At 38.1% G+C, this 19,549-nt stretch carries 17 protein-coding genes and 1 riboswitch; of the genes, 2 read left to right on the plus strand and 15 right to left on the minus strand.

The features are described from left to right. Nucleotides 1-96: 96 nt before the first annotated feature. From mtnA to cytX, 11 genes are all read right to left on the minus strand, one after another. Entirely contained in the window at nucleotides 97-1,164 is a 1,068-nt protein-coding gene (mtnA, locus tag RVY80_RS08970) for an S-methyl-5-thioribose-1-phosphate isomerase (protein WP_295193225.1), read from the minus strand. Further along, nucleotides 1,161-1,955: an S-methyl-5'-thioadenosine phosphorylase gene (gene mtnP / locus RVY80_RS08975; RefSeq protein WP_295189443.1), complete on the minus strand. Its 795-nt coding sequence runs from the start codon at nucleotides 1,953-1,955 to the stop codon at nucleotides 1,161-1,163. Before mtnP ends, mtnA begins: the two co-directional genes overlap by 4 nt. Nucleotides 1,956-1,965: 10 nt before the next feature. Beyond that, complete coding sequence (hslO, locus tag RVY80_RS08980; protein WP_317330323.1) at nucleotides 1,966-2,844, minus strand: Hsp33 family molecular chaperone HslO; 879 nt, start codon at nucleotides 2,842-2,844, stop codon at nucleotides 1,966-1,968. Between the two features lie 157 nt (nucleotides 2,845-3,001). Next, entirely contained in the window at nucleotides 3,002-3,463 is a 462-nt protein-coding gene (gene ribH / locus RVY80_RS08985; RefSeq protein ID WP_295189460.1) for a 6,7-dimethyl-8-ribityllumazine synthase, read from the minus strand. 58 nt (nucleotides 3,464-3,521) lie between these two features. Further along, nucleotides 3,522-4,724 carry a bifunctional 3,4-dihydroxy-2-butanone-4-phosphate synthase/GTP cyclohydrolase II gene (locus RVY80_RS08990; RefSeq protein ID WP_295189436.1) on the minus strand — a complete coding sequence of 401 codons (1,203 nt, stop codon included), beginning with the start codon at nucleotides 4,722-4,724 and terminating at the stop codon, nucleotides 3,522-3,524. Between the two features lie 18 nt (nucleotides 4,725-4,742). After that, complete coding sequence (locus RVY80_RS08995) at nucleotides 4,743-5,405, minus strand: riboflavin synthase (RefSeq protein ID WP_295189431.1); 663 nt, start codon at nucleotides 5,403-5,405, stop codon at nucleotides 4,743-4,745. Next, on the minus strand, nucleotides 5,386-6,675 hold the full coding sequence (gene ribD / locus RVY80_RS09000; protein WP_295189458.1) for a bifunctional diaminohydroxyphosphoribosylaminopyrimidine deaminase/5-amino-6-(5-phosphoribosylamino)uracil reductase RibD: 1,290 nt from the start codon (nucleotides 6,673-6,675) through the stop codon (nucleotides 5,386-5,388). The genes RVY80_RS08995 and ribD overlap by 20 nt, the downstream gene beginning before the upstream one ends. 95 nt (nucleotides 6,676-6,770) lie before the next feature. Next, a riboswitch (FMN riboswitch) is annotated at nucleotides 6,771-6,885 on the minus strand. 73 nt (nucleotides 6,886-6,958) lie between these two features. Next, the gene (locus RVY80_RS09005) at nucleotides 6,959-7,084 is read right to left on the minus strand and encodes a hypothetical protein (protein WP_295189428.1); all 126 of its coding nucleotides are present in this window, start codon (nucleotides 7,082-7,084) and stop codon (nucleotides 6,959-6,961) included. Further along, nucleotides 7,071-7,223: a hypothetical protein gene (locus RVY80_RS09010; RefSeq protein WP_295193239.1), complete on the minus strand. Its 153-nt coding sequence runs from the start codon at nucleotides 7,221-7,223 to the stop codon at nucleotides 7,071-7,073. The genes RVY80_RS09005 and RVY80_RS09010 overlap by 14 nt, the downstream gene beginning before the upstream one ends. 114 nt (nucleotides 7,224-7,337) lie before the next feature. Further along, the gene (gene thiW / locus RVY80_RS09015) at nucleotides 7,338-7,922 is read right to left on the minus strand and encodes an energy coupling factor transporter S component ThiW (RefSeq protein ID WP_317330326.1); all 585 of its coding nucleotides are present in this window, start codon (nucleotides 7,920-7,922) and stop codon (nucleotides 7,338-7,340) included. After that, nucleotides 7,909-9,075, minus strand: coding sequence for a putative hydroxymethylpyrimidine transporter CytX (cytX, locus tag RVY80_RS09020; RefSeq protein WP_295189422.1), 1,167 nt, complete (start codon nucleotides 9,073-9,075; stop codon nucleotides 7,909-7,911). The genes thiW and cytX overlap by 14 nt, the downstream gene beginning before the upstream one ends. A gap of 335 nt (nucleotides 9,076-9,410) precedes the next feature. On the opposite strand from cytX, the gene RVY80_RS09025 reads away from it, so the two are divergent. Then, the gene (locus RVY80_RS09025) at nucleotides 9,411-10,082 is read left to right on the plus strand and encodes an NAD(P)H-dependent oxidoreductase (protein WP_295189419.1); all 672 of its coding nucleotides are present in this window, start codon (nucleotides 9,411-9,413) and stop codon (nucleotides 10,080-10,082) included. A 104-nt stretch (nucleotides 10,083-10,186) separates the two neighbouring features. Here the strand turns inward: RVY80_RS09025 and RVY80_RS09030 are convergent, their stop codons facing one another. The 4 genes from RVY80_RS09030 to RVY80_RS09045 form a co-directional block, all read right to left on the minus strand. Continuing rightward, a complete protein-coding gene (locus RVY80_RS09030; protein ID WP_411040801.1) occupies nucleotides 10,187-13,828 on the minus strand; it encodes a PolC-type DNA polymerase III in 3,642 nt (1,213 codons plus the stop codon). Nucleotides 13,829-14,071: 243 nt separating this feature from the next. Further along, nucleotides 14,072-15,070, minus strand: a complete 999-nt coding sequence (gene holA, locus RVY80_RS09035; protein WP_399416902.1) for a DNA polymerase III subunit delta — start codon at nucleotides 15,068-15,070, stop codon at nucleotides 14,072-14,074. Next, nucleotides 15,071-17,386 (minus strand): ComEC/Rec2 family competence protein, encoded by a 2,316-nt coding sequence (locus RVY80_RS09040; RefSeq protein WP_317330330.1) that lies wholly within the window; start codon nucleotides 17,384-17,386, stop codon nucleotides 15,071-15,073. Then, entirely contained in the window at nucleotides 17,343-17,906 is a 564-nt protein-coding gene (locus RVY80_RS09045) for a ComEA family DNA-binding protein (RefSeq protein ID WP_317330332.1), read from the minus strand. The genes RVY80_RS09040 and RVY80_RS09045 overlap by 44 nt, the downstream gene beginning before the upstream one ends. 260 nt (nucleotides 17,907-18,166) lie before the next feature. Between RVY80_RS09045 and RVY80_RS09050 the strand changes: the two genes are divergently transcribed. Continuing rightward, complete coding sequence (locus tag RVY80_RS09050; protein WP_295189405.1) at nucleotides 18,167-19,396, plus strand: aminopeptidase; 1,230 nt, start codon at nucleotides 18,167-18,169, stop codon at nucleotides 19,394-19,396. Nucleotides 19,397-19,549 lie beyond the last annotated feature (153 nt).

A 19,549-nucleotide genomic window follows, 5' to 3' on the forward strand; every position in this document is an offset into this window, starting at 1 on the left:
TTCTGTAGATAACTAAAGTACTCTCTACGGAATAATTGGTAACTGGCTATCAAGTATATACGTTTATATACGTAGCCAATAGTAATATTTTTATAACTATTTTTGTACCTTTGACTGTAATTCAGCAATGGATGCTTCGTAATCAGGTTTTAAAACGCCTTGTTCGGTAATGATGGCCGTCACGAGCTCATGCGGTGTTACATCAAAGGCAGGATTCAAGATGCCAATGTCGCTTGGTGCCGTTTGAATACCATGGAAATTCCATACTTCTTCAGCCATGCGCATCTCGATAGGAATATCTTTGCCATCTTGGAGGGTGAAGTCAAATGTACTATATGGTGCGGCCACATAGAATGGAATATTATGATGTTTTGCTAATACGGCTAAACCATAGGTACCAATTTTATTGGCTACATCACCTTTCGTTGTGATGCGGTCCGCCCCAACGATAATGGCATCAATTAGGCCTTGTTGCATCGCATAGGCCGCCATATTATCAGTTTGTAATGTCACAGGAATACCATCTTCATGAAGCTCAAGGGCTGTTAAACGAGCGCCCTGTAGTAATGGTCTCGTTTCATCAGCATACACACGTTCTAATTGTCCATTTGCATGTAATTCACGAATCACACCAAGGGCCGTACCAAGACCGCCTGTGGCTAATGCGCCAGCATTACAATGTGTGAGCATACGAATATTGGATTGCCCTTCAAATAAGGTCGCCCCAGCCTTAGCCATGGCGTGATTAAGGGCAATGTCCTCTCGATGAATTTCTTCAGCCTCTTTCGTAATGAGATTAATAAGTGCTTCACCGTTAGTAATTGCATTGTCGGAAATACTTGCTTTCACAAGAGTAAGCACGCGATCTACGGCCCAAGCTAAGTTGATAGCTGTAGGACGAGTTTCCTTTAATTCCTCTGCGAATTCGTAGAATTGACTAAGTTGTTCTGAAAATGGATGATTAGATTGCGTCGCCTCTGTGGCAGCTAGTATTAATCCATAACCAGCTGCTACACCAATAGCAGGTGCCCCACGAACGCGAAGCATTTTGATAGCCTCCGCTACTTGGCGCCAATCCGTACAACGAATGTAGTGAATATCAGTAGGTAATTTTGTTTGGTCCAAGAGAATTAACTCTGGCTGCTTCCATTCAATATTAATCATAATTTGAAACCACCATATTCAGACATACGACTATGTGCTACATATTTTGCATCTACGTCAACAGCTTCGATAGTTTTTAAAATGAGAGATTTTAGCTGCTCAGCCATTTGTCCCATCATTTCCACCACTTCCCCATGTGTAAGGGCTGTTGTAGAGATACCTGCCGCATAGTTAGTAATCATGGAAATCGTAGCATACGCAATCTCTGCTTCGTTTGCTAAATTAACCTCAGGTACATTTGTCATACCTACAGTATCACCACCAAGCATGTGGAACATTTTAATTTCCGCTGGTGTTTCAAAACGTGGGCCTTCTGTACATACATAGGTGCCACCATTATGAATTGGTAGCTCTAATTCTTTTGCTGCACTTTCAATAGCACTGCGAAGTTCAGGGCAATATGGATTGGTTACATCCAAATGTGCCACAGGACGGTCGCCACCTTCGTAGAATGTAGTGATGCGGTTTTTCGTAAAATCAAGGAATTGATCAGTTAATACGAAATGACCTGGTTTGAAGCTTTCATTCAAAGAACCTACTGCAGTAGTAGAAATGATGAACGTAACACCTAATTTTTTTAGGCCCCAAATATTCGCACGATAATTAATTTTATGCGGTGGAATGGAATGACCACGGCCATGGCGAGCCACAAAGATAACGGTTTTACCTTTGTACGTACCTTGTACATAATCAATATCACCATACGGCGTTGTTAAGGACTCTTCGTGAATATTTTCAAAAATAGACGGATCGTAAACGCCTGTACCACCAATTACACCAATTGCGCTCATGTGGACCTCCTTAGCTAACTTGAGAAGCTTCTTTAAATATAGCTTCTAACTCTTGACTATCAAAATGATACTTTTCATTACAATAATGACATACAAGTTCTGTAGTAGCATCCTCAAGGATTGCTTTTTGATCGGCTTTGTTTAGAGTCATTAGAATTTCTGCAAAGCGATCACGACTGCATGTACATTTGAATTCTACTGGTGATTCAAATACTTCGTTTACATCCATACCGAATAGGATACGTTCTACGAGACCTTCTGCATTAGGATGATCCTTTAAGTATTCTGTTATTGGACCTAAGTCACTAATATTTTGCTCTACTTGTGCCAATGCTTCATCTGTTGCATCTGGCATGGCTTGTACAATGAAACCACCTGCTACAATAGTTTTCATATCTGTATCTACAAGGACGCCTAAACTAATGGTAGAAGGTACTTGTTCAGAGGTGAATAAATAGTAAGCTAAATCTTCAGCTACCTCACCACTTTGAATAGGGCTAGCAGATGTATAATCCTGTGTTAATTGGGTAAAGCGAGTTACCTTTACTTCTCCATTATGACCTACTGCAGCGCCTACATTAAGTTTTCCTGCCCGCACTAATGGCACATCGGTATGTGGATGATCAACATAGCCACGAACTGTATTATCTGCAAAAGCATCAACGTGAACAACACCTAGTGGACCGTCACCATCAAGACGTAAACTTACATTTTCATGATTTTTAAAATCACTAGCCAGTAAAATAGCACCTGTCATAGTGCGGCCTAAGGCAGCTGTTGCTACTGGCCATAAATCATGACGCACACGTGCTGTTTCCACTGTATCGGTTGTGACAGCTACAGACATACGTATACCTTCTCTTGTTGTATATCGTTTAATAAAATCCATTATTTCCTCTTTCGTTTTAGTTATTGTTTTAACTATCTATAAGATAGTTGTAGGAAATGATTATCTATACCTACAACTTATTATTATACTATGTTTTTGGTACTTTCACAAAAAAAGACACATAGAATCAGAGTCGATTCTATGTGCCCTAATGAGTTTAAATTTGATCTAACAAATTAATCATTTCGATAGCGCCCATAGCACAGTCGTAACCTTTGTTACCAGCTTTTGTGCCAGCACGTTCGATAGCTTGTTCGATGTTTTCAGTTGTTACCACACCGAACATAACTGGAATGCCCGTATCTAAGGATACATGTGCGATGCCTTTAGCCACTTCGTTACATACATAATCGTAATGAGTCGTGGATCCACGGATTACTGCACCCACACAAATAACTGCATCGTATTTACCAGAACGAGCTGCTTTTTGAGCAACCAATGGAATTTCATAAGCCCCCGGAACCCAGATTGTAGTGATATCTTCTGCTTTTACGTCATGACGAAGTAAGCAGTCTTCTGCACCACCGATTAATTTTGTAGTGATGAATTCGTTGAAACGAGAACCGATGATGGCAAATTTTTTGCCAGTACCAAGTAAATTACCTTCTTTAATCATGATGAATCTCCTTTTTGATATATTTTTTGGATTGAATTTATAATTTAAATCTGAACTAGATTTATTTCTCTAATAAGTGCCCCATTTTAACTTCTTTTGTATGCAAGTAACTTGCATTGATCTTATTAGCTGGAATAATCAATGGCACACGTTTAGATACGCTGATGCCCCAATGCTCAAGACCATGACGTTTTTCTGGATTATTAGTTAACAAACGAATGCTCTTGATACCAAGGTATTTAATGATTTGTGCGGCTAAAGAATATTCGCGCATATCTGGTGGGAAGCCTAACTCAACGTTAGCCTCTACTGTATCAAGACCTTGCTCTTGTAATGCATAAGCTTTAATTTTATTCGTTAAACCAATGCCACGGCCCTCTTGACGCATGTAGACAACAACGCCTGTACCTTCTTTTTCAATGGAACGTAATGCAGCGTCTAATTGTTCACCACAATCGCAACGTTTGGAACCAAATACATCACCTGTTAAACATTCGGAGTGAATGCGAAGCAATACATCAGATTGACCGTTCACATCACCTTTTACAATGGCCAAATGCTCTTTATGATCTATTTCATTTTTAAATACGAAGATACTGAAATCACCAAATTTTGTTGGTAGTTTAGAACAAGCACCTAATTCAACCAATGGATCGTGAAGTTTACGGTACTCAATTAAATCAGCTACTGTGGCGATTTTCAAATTGTGTTTAGCGCCAAATTCTACTAAGTCTGGTAAACGAGACATATTTCCATCATCTTTTGTAATTTCACAAATTACCGCAGCCTCTTGCAATCCTGCTAGACGACATAAATCAATGGAAGCCTCTGTATGACCTTGGCGAACAAGGACGCCCCCTTCTTTGTATACCAATGGGAATACATGTCCTGGCCGACGAAAATCCTCTGGTTTTGCATTAGGATCCAGTAATTTTTGAATGGTTAACGCTCGTTCATATGGGGAAACACCTGTCGTTGTGTCAACATGGTCAACGGTTACAGTAAAGGCTGTTTCGTGATTATCTGTATTTTTGCTAACCATCGCATGAATAGCAAGACGATCAAGCATTTCGCGACGCATTGGTGTGCATACGATACCTCGCGCTTCTTTCACCATGAAGTTAATATTTTCTTGCGTAGCAAATTCTGCGGCGATTACAAGGTCACCTTCGTTTTCACGACCTTCATCATCCACAATAATTACAGGCTTACCTGCTTTAATGTCTACCAAGACCTCTTCAATAGTATTTAATGTATAATCCATATGAAAAACCCCTTTATATTATAGGAAACCTTTTTCCACTAGCAATGTCTCGAAAGAACGAGAAAAATTGCTGCTAGCAGGAGTAGATTCTTCTTTTAAATTCATAAAATGACGAATATATCGTCCGGAAATATCTGTTTCTAAATTAACGATAGTACCCACTGTCGCATCAGCTAACACTGTTTCCGCTATAGTATGCGGAATTACGCTCACTTGGAATGATGTATCCGTGCGATTGGCTATAGTTAAACTGATCCCATCTATGGCGATAGAACCCTTATAAATAACGTAGTCCATTACCGATTTATCTGCCGTTATGGTAAACACAATGGCATTATCGGTGCGTCGCATATCTGATACGCGTCCTGTGCCGTCTACATGACCAGCCACAATATGACCACCAAAACGACCATTAGCTGCCATGGCACGCTCTAAATTGACAGGTTGTCCCGATTTCAAGTTTGTGAACGTCGTCATCTTAATGGATTCTGGCATAACGTCGGCCGTAAATGTGCGACCATGTATGGTCGTTGCCGTCAGACAAACACCATTAACAGCAACAGAATCACCAATTTTCAAATCACTAAAAATTTTATCGCCGCCAATGGTTAAAATGAGCGATTGCGAGCCTCGTTGAATGGCCTCAACGCGGCCGACCTCCTCAACGATTCCTGTAAACATACTCACCCTCCCGATTCATGCGATACGCTTCAATTCTAATATTATTATCTATAATGTCTACACTAGTGAAAGTCAAATTTGGCGCCTCTTGCAATGATGCAATTCCATTACCTGTAACGGCTCCAATGGCTTCTGCACCACCAATAATAATATTACCAACATAGGTTACCATCTTATCGAATAGTTGTTGCTCTACAAAGCTAGCGATGATACTAGCGCCACCTTCAACTAATACGGAGGTGTATTGCATAACGCCTAATTCACTTAAAACAGCATTAATATCTAATTTCTTAATATCTACCAATACATCTGTAGCCTTAGATTTTCTTACTGGCACAGTAGCAATCGGTTTGACTATAGCACCGACACGTTCTAATTCATGGATACGGTCCTTAGAACAACGCTCCGATACAAATATAATAACTTTACGGTCACCTTGTTTAAATACATTCGCATCCGTTGGTGTACGGCCTAAACTATCCAGGATAATGACATCTGGTTGGTGAATATCCACAATTTCAATATTTGCATTGACGATTTCAGCGTTCGTATTAGCTGGTCCATCATTCATTTTTTCAGTTTCACTGGTAAAATCAACTAAATCACAGTTACCGATAATCGATTCATATAAATCATCACGACTAATACGACAATTCAAACTTGGATTATCTGCCAAGATGGTTCCTACCCCAACGAGCATGGCATCATGAGTGGCCCTTAAAATATGTCCATCATGACGCGAGGATTCATTAGTAATCCACATAGATTCACCTGTTTTTGTGGCGATTTTTCCATCCAGGGACATGGCACTTTTCAAGGTAATCATAGGATGCTTTGTTTGCATATACGTGAAAAACCCTTCATTCATACGAATACAGTCTTCACTAAGTACATCATTTGTTACTTCAATGCCTGCATCCTCGAGTATGGCAATACCTTTACCGGCCACTAATGGATTAGGATCCATACTACCTATAACAACACGACTAATGCCAGATTCTACAACACGCTTAGCACAAGGTGGAGTTTTGCCGTAATGGGCGCAAGGTTCTAATGTCACATATAATGTGGCACCTTTGGCAGCCTCACCAGCTTGGTCTAGTGCGTGCACTTCTGCATGAGCTGTGCCAGCCTTATGGTGAAAGCCTTCGCCAATTATTTTATTATCTTTTACAACCACAGCCCCTACTAAAGGATTCGGTGCTGTATGGCCAGATGCTAATTTTGCCAATTGAATCGCTCTAGCCATATATTTTGTATCATTCACGATATCACCCTCTCAATCATTGAGTTAGTGCGTAAAAAAGGGACTACTCATACGAATAGTCCCTAAGGTATTTAGATTATATGCACAGTAAAACTACTATGCGTCTTTTCTCATCCAGACTGTACTGTCGGTATCGGAATTGCACCGATTCATGCTATGCGCTCGCGGACTATCACCGCCGGTAAGGAATCTCACCTATCCCCAAAGACTAATATTTATTTAATTTATATATTTATACTAGCACGAATACTTATATAATGCAACTTTTAACATAACAAGTTGAGAATTATTCTTCATCATCCCATTCATTTTCTTCCTCAAAGGCGATTTCATCTTCATATTCATCATCATACATAGATGAGTCTTGAATGAGTTGCTCATAAATTTCTGGATTAATATCATATATTCTCATCTAAACTTAATGCTTCATTAAGTTCTGATGAATCATCATTAATATAAACATCCTCATCATCTGGACTATTATGGAATCCAAAATCATCTTCTATATCATCAATAAACTTATTTTCAAAAAGCAGTTCTATAGAACCCAAGTAGCTCTTGTAACTCTAAAAATTCTTCTTGTAATTCCTTAACTTCATTTTGTAATTCTGCAATAGTTGTATCCATAATTCAGAAATCCTTACTAAGAAAACAATATTACAACATTATTTGTGATGAATCCAGTTTTCGATTGCCAATCGTTTCTTGCGTAGGGAAGTCACAATAATAACTGCTAATATAGTACCACCTGCCGTACTGATAAAAAATGGTGGTACAAATCCCAATAATGCGCCTTTGAAGCTATTCATCATAATAGTAGCCATTGGATAGGCAACCAGTCCTCCGATTATAGCAGTACCAAATACCTCACCAACATAAGCACCTACAACATTTTTTGTTTTTTGATATAACAAACCTGCTAATATAGCACCAAAAATACTACCAGGAAAGGCAAACAATGTACCTAAGCCTAACATATTACGAATGGTAGAGGCTAGGAATGCAGCCTTAAAGGCCCAGCTTGGTCCAAGAATAATAGCTGTAATAATGTTTACCAAATGTTGTATAGGTGCACATTTAGCACCTAATACAGGGAATGAAAATAATGATCCCACTACTGCAATAGCTGTCAAAATAGATGCTACTACCATAGGTCGAACATTGTGGTTTCCATTTTTATTACGGGCCGTTTCAATATTAGTTTCACTATTAATGTCTTTTACTTCTTCAGTCTTATCAGATTTTGGCATCAACTTTCGCCCCCAAACTGATTTTTAACACAGCGCATAAGCATGCAGCGCCTAACATTGCAGGTAATGTGGCACCATACATAAATTCTGTACGTAAGAAATAATGATACATACAGAAACCACCGAACCAAGCAATTAAATTTGTTGGATTAATGAGTTCGTGGTAACTACGTTTAAATACATAATCTAGAATAAGTACCGCTGCCATTGGTGCAAATACGGATCCAATGAAGTACAAGAACTCAATAATATTATCCATCGGGTATAAAACAGCAGCTATAGTACCTAGCACAACGGTTACATTAGCTAATGTAGAACCTTTGATATGCTTGGAGAGACTTTCACCAGACATACCTGCAGAATAAGCATCTAGGAATGTTGTGGTAACTGTAGAAAATACGACGATTAACAGGCCAGCAATGCCAAGTCCAGCAGAGCTCATCAATACGGCAATATCAGTTTCACCAGTATAAATGGCCGCACTCATACCGATGAAATACATGAAAGCACTTGTCAAAGAGTATACAATAACACTCACTACAGTTGCTCGTACTGGTTGTTTAGCATCTTTTGTATAATCACTGATTAATGGCAACCATGATAATGGCATCGCTACAGATAATTCCAATGCACCAAGGAATGTTAAGGATTCGTCCATAATTCCTAGAGGTTGATAATTGTTAAAAATGAGCCCACATAGTACTAATGTCAACAAAAATAATGATACCATTGCAATACAATTAATACGTGTGAAATTACGCAAACCAATTTTTAACCATATCATGATAAAAGCGCCAATAATAATAGCCCATAAAGGTTCACCAAAATTGAATAGACTATTCGCGGCTAGTGCCCCATCGTAAATCATTATAGATGTCCACCCCATGAGCTGAACGATATTCAAGATAATAAATAACAGTCCACCATAATGACCAAACGCACTTTTAACAGTTTCCATGGCACTCTTTTCTTCTTTAGCACCAATATACCCTGCACCAAATAAGATGAGTCCACCAATAATATGGCCCAAAATAATCGCTGCTAAACCTGTTTCAAGACCTAAAGTAGCAAAATACGTGCCTGTCATGATTTCAGCAATGGATACGGCTGCACCAAACCACAATAATCCATTGTCCAGTATAGATGTTTTCATCGTAAATCTCCCTTATATGAATATATTAGAATTATAACCATTTGTATGTCTATAATTCGTAAAGCATAATACCAACTAACTCTATTAATTGACAACTTGGTCATTAACATGAATTAACAATACATTTATTATAGCAAATATGATAGTTTTATGAATAAAAAAAATTGTAAAATTTTCTAATCATATTTTTTAATTCTCCCATTAACTTGGTATTTAAAAAGCATAATTAACGTTTATTCTCATCAATTTACATTATATATAATCAGTGTTATGATGAATACATTGATAAACATAGATTTAAAAACTTTATATATTGGGAGGTCACGGAGGTCACTATGACTACTACAAAACAACATATCTTAGATGTACATAATTTTCGCTATGCATGCAAACAGTTTGATCCTACAAAAGAAGTATCAAAAGAAGATTTTGATACTATTCTTGAAGTGGGTCGCCTATCCCCTACCTCATTTGGTCTAGAGGCGTATAAAATTCTTGTTCTTCAAGATAAAGAGTTACGTTGTAAAATCTATCCTCATGCCTGGGGGGCACAAAAAAGCTTAGAAGGTGCGAGCCACATTGTCGTATTCCTAGCTAATAAACAGGCTGATTTACGATGGGGTTCTGATCATATGGAACATATTCTACGAGATATTAAACAATTACCTGATGACGTATATGGATTCTATCAAGGAGCCTATACAAACTTTGGGGAAAATGACTTCAAAACATATGAATCTGAACGTGCCACATTTGATTGGGCTTGTAAACAAACCTACATCGTTATGGCTAATATGCTAACTGCCGCCGCAGAATTAGGTATTGATACATGCCCTATCGAAGGATTTGTACCTGCTGAATTAAATCGTATCTTAGGAGATGAAGCAGGTTTATTCGATACTAATCATTATGGCATCTCCGTAATGGCTAGCTTTGGTTATCGTGCAGAGGAACCACATCGTGGTAAAGCACGTCGTCCAATGGATGAAGTGGTATTGTGGAAATAGTATAACGCTGTACCTTTATAATTTAAGTTGTATATTTCAAAAGAGCCCCTTATGGGGCTCTTTTGCATATCTACATATTTCCATTTTAATAATATGATTCAAATTTACATGCCAAACAATGACATTTGTTCATCTTCTGGTAAGTTACCAGTACATTTTAAATCTTTCATTGTTTCGATGATAGTATTAGATACTTTACAACGACGTTGCATGTCTTTTAATGATGTAAATGGACGTTGATTACGTTCTTCTACAATTGCATCAGCTACCTTCTCCCCTAAACTTTCAATCGCAAGGAATGGCGGTAATAATGCTCCATCTTTAATGCTGAAACGACGTGCCTGAGAATGTTCTAAATCAACATTGATAAATCGGAATCCCCGTTGACACATTTCCATGGAAACTTCGAGGGCACTCATTAAGTCTTTTTCCTTAGGGCTAGCCATCCGATCTAACGCTTTAATACGCTTAAATTCGGCTAGTTGAACATGTATATCACCAGTCATGATTTTCAAATCAAAAGCTTTAGCACGGATAGAAAAATACGCTGCATAGAACGCAAGTGGATAATTGATTTTAAACCAGGCGATCCGGAATGCCATCATTACATATGCAACGGCATGGGCCCGTGGGAATAGATAAGAAATTTTCTTACAAGAATCTATAAACCAATCAGGAATATTATTGGCACGCATTTCACCTTCAAAATCAGTAGTTGGTTGACCTTGTTTATTTTTCTTTTCAATGCCCTTCCCTTTACGTACGTTTTCCATAACGAAGAAACATTTCAATGGTTCCATGCCTCGATGCATCAAATAGTTCATGATGTCATCACGAGTCGAAATGGCTTCATTCAATTTGCACACATTATTTTTAATTAAGTCCTGAGCATTATCAAGCCATACATTTGTACCATGAGAAAAACCAGAAATACGAACTAGGTCAGAGAAGCATTGTGGTCTTGAATCCTCTAGCATACGTCGTACGAAGGATGTACCACATTCTGGCACGGCAAGACTGGCTACCTTATCACCTTGAAGTTGTTCAGGTGTTAATCCTATGGCCTCTGTAGAAGAGAATAAACTCAATGTTTGTGGATCATCAAATGGAATATCTTGTACGTCTACCCCAGTCAAATCCTCCAACATACGAATAATGGTAGGATCATCATGGCCCAGAATATCAAGCTTAGTCATACGACCTTCAATAGAGTGATAGTCAAAGTGAGTGGTAATAACGCCACTCTCTTTTTTGTTGGCCGGATATTGAATTGGTGTAAAATGATGCACATCCATATCTCGTGGACAAACCATGATACCACCTGGATGCTGACCAGTAGTATTCTTTACATTTGTAAAACCTTTCGCTAAGGCTTCAAAGAAACCATTACGAGCTTGAATACCACGAATTTCTGCATATTTACGAACATACCCAAAGGCCGTTTTATCTGCAATTGTACCAATAGTGCCAGCTTTGAAAACATTATCTCGACCAAATAGTTCTTCCGTGTATTTATGAGCTTTTGCCTGGTAATCACCAGAGAAATTCAAATCAATATCGGGAACCTTATCACCTTCAAAGCCCATAAAGATAGCGAACGGTATATCATGACCATTTGTTTTTAAATCTGTACCACATTCTGGACACTTCTTACGAGGTAAATCAAAACCACCTGCATATTCGCCCTTTAGGAAGAATTCTGACCACTTACAATGCGGACATACATAATGTGGTGGCAATGGATTTACTTCTGTAATTTCAGCCATTGTGGCAACGAAGGAGGATCCTACGGAACCACGCGAACCTACTAGATACCCTTCATCTAAGGATTTTTTAACTAGCTTATGGGCAATGTAATATAATACGCCATAACCATTACGGATAATACGTGTTAATTCGTATTCCAAACGCTCTTGTACAGGCGCTGGTAATGGAGATCCATAGAGCGCCTCTGCATTTTTATAACACATCTCCTCAAGGGATTGGTCGGCCCCTTCAATTTTAGGAGAGTACGTCCCATCTGGCACAGGTTTAATATTTTCAATACTATCGTTAATATTTCGTGTGTTTGTAACGACCACTTCAAATGCCTTTTCAGGACTTAAATAGGGGAATGCCACAAGCATTTCATCAGTGGTACGTAAATGCAAATCTGGCTGCTCATTAGCATCAGTAAAACCACTGGCAGTGAGCATGATTTCACGATAGATTTTTTCTTCTGGATTCAAGTAGTGAACATCGCAAGTTGCACATACCGGTATATCAAGAGCCTCCCCTAATTCAATAATAGTCTTATTCATATCTATCAAGCTTTGCTCGTCAGGAACAAGTCCTTTTCTGAGCAAGAACATATTATTGGTATGAGGTTGAATCTCTAAATAATCATAAAAGGATGCAATATCAAGTAACCGTTCTTTAGGTTTACCTTTGATGATAGATTGCATCAATTCACCGGCTTCACAAGCAGAACCAATGATAATCCCTTCACGATGCTCTTGAATAACCTCACGTGGCAATCGAGGTCTCCGTTTAAAGTAATCTAAATGGGAAATAGATATCATTTTATAAAGATTGCGTAAGCCAACCATGTTTTTAGCCAATAAAATAATATGGAAGCGTTTATCTTCATTTTCATCATCAATAAGATAGGCCTCAACACCATAGATAACTTTAACGCCTAATTCTTTCCCTAATGCTTGTGCCTCTGGAAAAGCTTGTACAACACCATGATCTGTAATGGCAACAGCTGGGTGGCCCCATTTTTTTACTGTTTTGAAAAGATCTTTAACCGTTACCAGCGCATCCTTGTCGCTCATTTTTGTATGTAAATGAAGTTCAACACGTTTCTCACTATCATCACGTGTATCATTACGCTCTACCGTATGATCAACAGCCTTAACACTACGAAGGTTTAAAATAAAATCATTTTCAAAACAATCTTCAAAATCTACATCCCCCTGTACAAGAGCACCTTTCAAACCTTTTAATTGCTTTAGGAGCGCAGCCCCTTCCTCTGGTGTATTAGTGAATTTAATAAATTTTATGCTATTAGTTTTATCTACGATACTACCATTAACAATAGATTTTCCTGTTTTAGTATCTCGCTTGTCTAAGCCTACAAATACACCTTCAAAAACGAGATTACGCCCGCCACTTTGCACAGACATAATATCCACAACTTCGCCTTCAATGTTAGGGCCTAAAACCATACCTTCATCAGTTGGTAAATCCTTACGTGGAGCACCACCTTTAAAGTTTTTCTTTCCGCTGGATTTGCCACCAAATTTACCACTGCCGTTAAATCCACCGTTATTATAGGATGTGTTACCATAGGAGCCATTAGCACCCGATTTGGCAGAAGAGCCATTATTCATAGATCGGGCAGCTGTGCCAACAGTTTTAGAACTAGTTGAAGCTGTTCCGTTACTTCCACCATTGGCAGTGCCATCACTACCATTAGTGGCTTCGGTGCTTTCACCATCGCCATTAGAACGATTAGGTACATAATCATACACCACTGGCGCATCATCAAAATAGCTAAGGCCAGAGGATTGCATCATTGGTTTAAATTCGTCGTCCTCATCGTATTCATCAGGTCCTGGTGCATATCCATAGGAATCATCGAAATTTTGAACATCACCAAAATTAGATTCGTACACATCGCCCATCTGTTCTTGTCGACGAGCCTCCATTTCCTCAATGAGTTCGCCGACTCCACAACCACCGCCGTAGTAATAGGTATCCATCCCTTCACCTGTTTGCGGATTTAAAGACCAGGCGAAACAACATTCGTTATTGGCATTATTAGGTATTTCAGTAAAAGAAATATTTTTCTCCCGATACCATGTGGCTAATTTCTCTTGCAAGCTAGTAAGCGTTGAGAAATTGGCATCAATAGCCTCTATCTTAATTTGTTTGTTATAACAATTCACATAAAAGGCCGCTTTCTTATTCTGTTTTGGTACTATTCGATACCGTACTTTCATTTTCTATCCTTTATACCCACAATAGGTTAGACATAAGTCTCTAAATCGCCAAATATCGCCTTTCCCGCGGCGATTATCGGTCATAATCTCGTATAGACCGTGTAATAATTGGCGTAGTGCAATAATGGGAATGCGTGGACTCGCTTCATAGGCTAATTTAATAGGATAAGCCTTCGTCGTAGATCCATTATCCTTAAATAAAGTTTCGATTTGACGTAATGCCATCCCCGCCTTACGACATTCACTGACCATGAGCTGTAAACGAAGTTGACCTTCAATATAACTCATAGCACGATCGATTTCCTTGTAGCCAAACATAAATGGAAATAGCTCAAGCAATACAGGCACATCTTGTTTTAACAAGGCTTCTTTAAAGGTAAATATATTTTTAGCACCATAGTCACTACTATTTTCCTCTAGGAATATCGCATCAATGGTTTTCGTATCTTGTAATTGAAGGAAATAACGATCCATTTCCGTTTTCATAAATGTAACTGGCACATCTTGCCATAACTCCAGCATATGAGCAAGATAATTCATGCCATCTGGAGAGATACTATAGCCATTAGACTTGCAATAATTGCGTAGCCAATATAATAGCTCTTGTCCTTCCAAACGCTTGCACTCTGTATTAGGTATTTTCTTCAGTAACTCATTATTACGTTTAATACGTTTATCTATATTGTCATGATAAATGAGAAGTACAGGATTATCACCTGTATAATTGATAAGCAATTCATACAACGCATCCCATTCTTTAGAGTCCTTTTGCCCGCTTTTTTTGATGATAGGCAAATTAACAAGGCAAAATACCTTAGCATCGCCAAACAAGGAATCCTCACTGAGTTGTTCACTAATTCTGGCTGGACCAGACTCGTCATTAAGCATAACTAGTGGTAGATACATATAGGAACGGAGAAACTCTCTTTTCTTTTCTTCAATTAGTTGTGGCTCATTCCCATACAATAGTGTAACAACTGACACGGGTATATTTCTCCTCATTTATAATATAAAATCTTTTATATATTCGAATCGTACAGCATGAATGAATTCATCCTCAGGCTCTACGTCACCTAACTTTTGAAATGGTGGATAATAGATAATTCCCTTCAAATTAGGCGCCTCTAACTGTACTAAATCATGTAGTAATGATGACTGACTAGTCATAATATATACCATATATCCATCTAATAATTTTAGAATCTTTTTCTTCGTTTGTCCATTGCCCAATACATATAGTGAACTTTCATTTTGGTATAGAATTTGAAAGTTCGATTTCGATGAAAACGAAACTTTCTTAACATCATTCACTGTATAACCATAGGTATGAATAACATTTTCTAGTTGATAAATAACACTATTAGACATCTTCTCCTTTGGGATATCCATGAGTAACATAGGAACCTGTGAATCCGCATTCTGGGACATATGCTCCTTTATATTATGGTTTGAACTGTCTACATCATGGTCAAACCAATTCCACTCTGGCATAATGAGCAGAGCTACGCCTTGTGAAATAGGTATGGTATGTATAATTGTCCCCTTGTGAAAGTGATGACTACCATAGGATAGTCCAACAGTACCCATTAATAGACACATCAATACATACACAACCTTTCGCTGCTGTGATTTCTGTTCCACTAGAAAATAATATAATAATCGTAAAATCCCGAAATATACTCCACAAGCCCATAATGGCATATAGCCTATCCACCAATACCCTCCAGGCAATGTTAATAGGCTCTGATTGATAAATAGCGCAATTTTCAGTATATATTCGAGTACGAACCAGAGTATCCCCAACGATACAACGGGATACACTAGGAGTAAGGTCATTAATAACAGTATAGCCATATCCAATAAAGGTGCCACAAAAATAGATGCGAATAAACTCAATACACTGACAAAATGAAAATAATACAGTTGAAATGGTAATACGATTAACTGTGCACTTACACATAATACGATGGGCGCTTTCACCCATATGGGCCAATATCCCATTAATAGATACAAGTGTTTGCCAAAGAGTAATAAACCATAGGTGGCACCGAAAGATAATTGGAAACTCACATCCGTCAGTGCTAGCGGATCAAATACTAATATGCCAATAGCGGTTATTGTAAGAGCCTGTCTGGCATGATATAGCCGTCCTTGAAGTATTCCTAGCGCCATAATAATCCCCATTATGGTAGCACGTACGATAGGCGCATTAAATCCAACTATTGCACAATACATAATAACAATTCCAATAGCACAATACACCCCACGTTGTTTACGTATGTTTAGAATGTGAGAGATACCATATACGAGCGAAAATAATAATCCAATATGTGAACCCGACACAGATAAAATATGAATGAGTCCCGTATAGGAAAATCCTTTCATAACAGTTTGATCTATTTCTGAGTAATGACCTCCTAGTAACAAGGCCTCTGACAATGTGGCTATAGGCCTAGGTAAATTTTCTTCCACTATACCATAGATACGCTGCCGTACTTGTCCTAATTGATAGATGATATTTCGCTCAATTCGATCACGCCAAGTTTCATGATAACCCACATAATTTAATTCATCACTAGAAATAATCTTGTATCGTCCCTGATACATACGGCCCGTTAAATTTAGTGACATATACCGCCCACGCATATCAATGCGTCCTCGTTCCTCTATAATAGGTAACGATTTAGGTGCCCCCTGTATGGAAAGAATAGTTCCTGCCGGTATAGTTGTATCAGATTGAGGTACTAAATAGATTTGTATATGTCCATGAGCCTCTAAAAACTGTCTATAAGCGTTTTTCTTATTCGGAATTAAACCATAGAGTCGACCTTCCGTTTTGAGTGATGTCCCCTCTTTATTATTAATAGTCCCTTCAGACTGGTTCATATGTCCAGCCAAGTTATGTTGAAATGTGCTATTAGTTTTAGAGATTTCACTATCCTTTGTGGTCAGCACATAATAAGTTCCTTCTTCATTCAGATAAAAACTGGATGTATTGTAATACTGTAATATGGATTGTTCCGTTCGATAATATCCTAATAGCCCCATTGATGCGGTCGTCACTACTAAAAATACAAAACTCACTACAGCTAGCTCTGAATAATGCAGCATCATTCTTCCCAATTGAATCAGAATATAGCCAACAGCTATAAACACAATACACCATAATGGTTCAGACATATGATAATTATGACCATAGGTAGCTATAATACCAATACAAATCGCACTTAACCAGATAATTGCTAATTCTACAAAGGTATATCCACGATTACCTTTATGAAACTGAAATTTTGTCGCCCAATTTCTTAAACATTGCATCGCCAATCCCCTTTATCTTCTTGATATCCTCAATGCTAGTAAATTGTCCTTGCGTTTGTCTGTATTCTTCGATTCGTTTAGCCATAGCATCACCAATGCCTGGTAGGGATTTTAATTCCTCAACCGTAGCAGTATTAATGTTGATTTTAGGTTTACGTAATAATAACTCTGGATTACCTGAATAATTGAATGGAATGTGAATATGCGACCCTGATTTGACGGTATCCGCCATATTGATTCCGTCTGTGCCAGCATAGGGTAATAATCCCCCTGCTGTTTTAATGATGTCTGCAGTTGTGCTGGTCCCCTCTAGTGCATAGAGACCTGGATTTTGTACGGCTCCTGAAATGTATACGAGATAGGATGCTAATTTTTGATTATTTTGTGAAAGCTTTTTCTGACCTTTCCCTGATTTCATGCCATCATTATTATCATCCAATCTACTGGATGTAGTGCTTTCACTTGAATCTTGTTTTTCTAGTTGCGTATCATCAAAAGATTCTTCTCCTAATGTTTGCATTTCTGTTTGTACCAATGAGGAATCCGATACGTGTATTTTTTGCGTATCATTTGATATAATAGGCCATAGGAAATAGATTCCTATTATCATACATATACTTATAATTAATAGATAACGTTTAGATGAAAATTGAACTTTCATAGATGGAGTCCTCCTTTGTTATTGCGACAGTATTTACCATTCCACACTATGGCTAAAATAATATTCGCTATGAAAGTAAAAACTCCTCTAAATTTTCCTATCAATGAACAGGAGACATAATGAATCAAGACAAATTAAGAGAATATGCCCGTTTACTCATTCAAACTGGTGTAAATTTACAAGACAAACAAACACTTGTAGTATCTGTAGATGTAGAGCAAAAGGATTTTGCTGTCATTATTACAGAAGAAGCTTATGACCTTGGTGCTAAAGAGGTTGTCATTAATTGGCGTCATAGTCCTATTACACGCCAACGTTTATTGCATGCTGATGCAAGTTGCCTAGAAACACCGGCTAATTGGATTCCAGTATTTTATCAACAATATGTAGACGAAAAAGCAGCGTTTCTTTCACTCATTAGTGCCAATCCAAATGCATTGCAAGGCATTCCAACAAACCGTATTTCCCTCAACTCCAGAAATCTTAACAAAGCGTTGACATTCTATCACACGGCTATTATGAATAGCACACTCACTTGGTGTGTAGCCTCTGTGCCAACTGTATTATGGGCTAATCTACTAGGCTATACTGGTACAGACGAAGAAAAAATCGACCGCTTATGGGATATTATTTTGACATTGTGTCGTCTCCAAAATGTTAGTGAAAGTGAAACGTTCAATTCCCACATGGATAATTTGAAAAAACGTACGGAAGCACTCAATATTTTGAATTTAAAATCCTTACACTATACGTGTTCTAATGGCACAGATTTAACCGTAGAACTTCCAACAAACCATATCTGGCAAGGTGGCGCAGAAGCCTCTAAAGATGGTGTCATTTTCAATGCTAATATTCCTACAGAAGAAGTATTCTCTGCACCTCAATATAATGGCGTTAACGGTGTGGTACACAGTACTAAACCATTAATTTACCAAGGTAATCCCATTAATAATTTCTCCTTTACTTTTAAGGACGGAAAAATTGTAGATTATACGGCTGAAGAAGGTTTAGACATCCTCAAAGAACTCATTGAAACTGACGAAGGTTCCCAATACCTTGGTGAAATCGCACTAGTTGATCACTATAGCCCTATCAGTCAATCCCATCAAATCTATTTTGAAACATTGTTCGACGAAAATGCATCTTGTCATTTAGCCATCGGTGCAGCCTATCCAACGTGCTTGAAAGATAGTGACGGTTTATCTGACGAAGAACTAAAGGAAAAAGGATTAAACCACTCCTTATCTCATGTAGATTTTATGATAGGTCATGAACATATGAACATCACTGGTCTTACACAAAATGATCAAGAAGTAGCAATTATGATTGATGGGCGATTACAGATTTAATATGTATTCTAATATATCTTCTCCTATAATGCCCATTTAAATACATAGGTATATAACAAACCCCCATGATTCAAAAGTTTGAATCATGGGGGTTTTAAAATGCGAAATATAATGCAAACTATTGATTAAGCAATGTAGCATTTACGTTAGCAA

Source organism: Veillonella absiana (assembly GCF_032970865.1).
Taxonomy (GTDB): Bacteria; Bacillota; Negativicutes; order Veillonellales; family Veillonellaceae; genus Veillonella; species Veillonella absiana.

Bases quoted from the DNA above. Each gene is read 5' to 3' on its own strand.
- mtnA (WP_295193225.1), bottom strand. From the start codon at position 1,164: ATGATTAATATTGAATGGAAGCAGCCAGAGTTAATTCTCTTGGACCAA.
- mtnP (WP_295189443.1), bottom strand. From the start codon at position 1,955: ATGAGCGCAATTGGTGTAATTGGTGGTACAGGCGTTTACGATCCGTCT.
- hslO (WP_317330323.1), bottom strand. From the start codon at position 2,844: ATGGATTTTATTAAACGATATACAACAAGAGAAGGTATACGTATGTCT.
- RVY80_RS08990 (WP_295189436.1), bottom strand. From the start codon at position 4,724: ATGGATTATACATTAAATACTATTGAAGAGGTCTTGGTAGACATTAAA.
- RVY80_RS08995 (WP_295189431.1), bottom strand. From the start codon at position 5,405: ATGTTTACAGGAATCGTTGAGGAGGTCGGCCGCGTTGAGGCCATTCAA.
- RVY80_RS09005 (WP_295189428.1), bottom strand. From the start codon at position 7,084: ATGAGAATATATGATATTAATCCAGAAATTTATGAGCAACTCATTCAA.
- thiW (WP_317330326.1), bottom strand. From the start codon at position 7,922: ATGCCAAAATCTGATAAGACTGAAGAAGTAAAAGACATTAATAGTGAA.
- cytX (WP_295189422.1), bottom strand. From the start codon at position 9,075: ATGAAAACATCTATACTGGACAATGGATTATTGTGGTTTGGTGCAGCC.
- RVY80_RS09025 (WP_295189419.1), top strand. From the start codon at position 9,411: ATGACTACTACAAAACAACATATCTTAGATGTACATAATTTTCGCTAT.
- RVY80_RS09030 (WP_411040801.1), bottom strand. From the start codon at position 13,828: ATGGATACCTATTACTACGGCGGTGGTTGTGGAGTCGGCGAACTCATT.
- holA (WP_399416902.1), bottom strand. From the start codon at position 15,070: ATGAGGAGAAATATACCCGTGTCAGTTGTTACACTATTGTATGGGAAT.
- RVY80_RS09040 (WP_317330330.1), bottom strand. From the start codon at position 17,386: ATGCAATGTTTAAGAAATTGGGCGACAAAATTTCAGTTTCATAAAGGT.
- RVY80_RS09045 (WP_317330332.1), bottom strand. From the start codon at position 17,906: ATGCAAACATTAGGAGAAGAATCTTTTGATGATACGCAACTAGAAAAA.
- RVY80_RS09050 (WP_295189405.1), top strand. From the start codon at position 18,167: ATGAATCAAGACAAATTAAGAGAATATGCCCGTTTACTCATTCAAACT.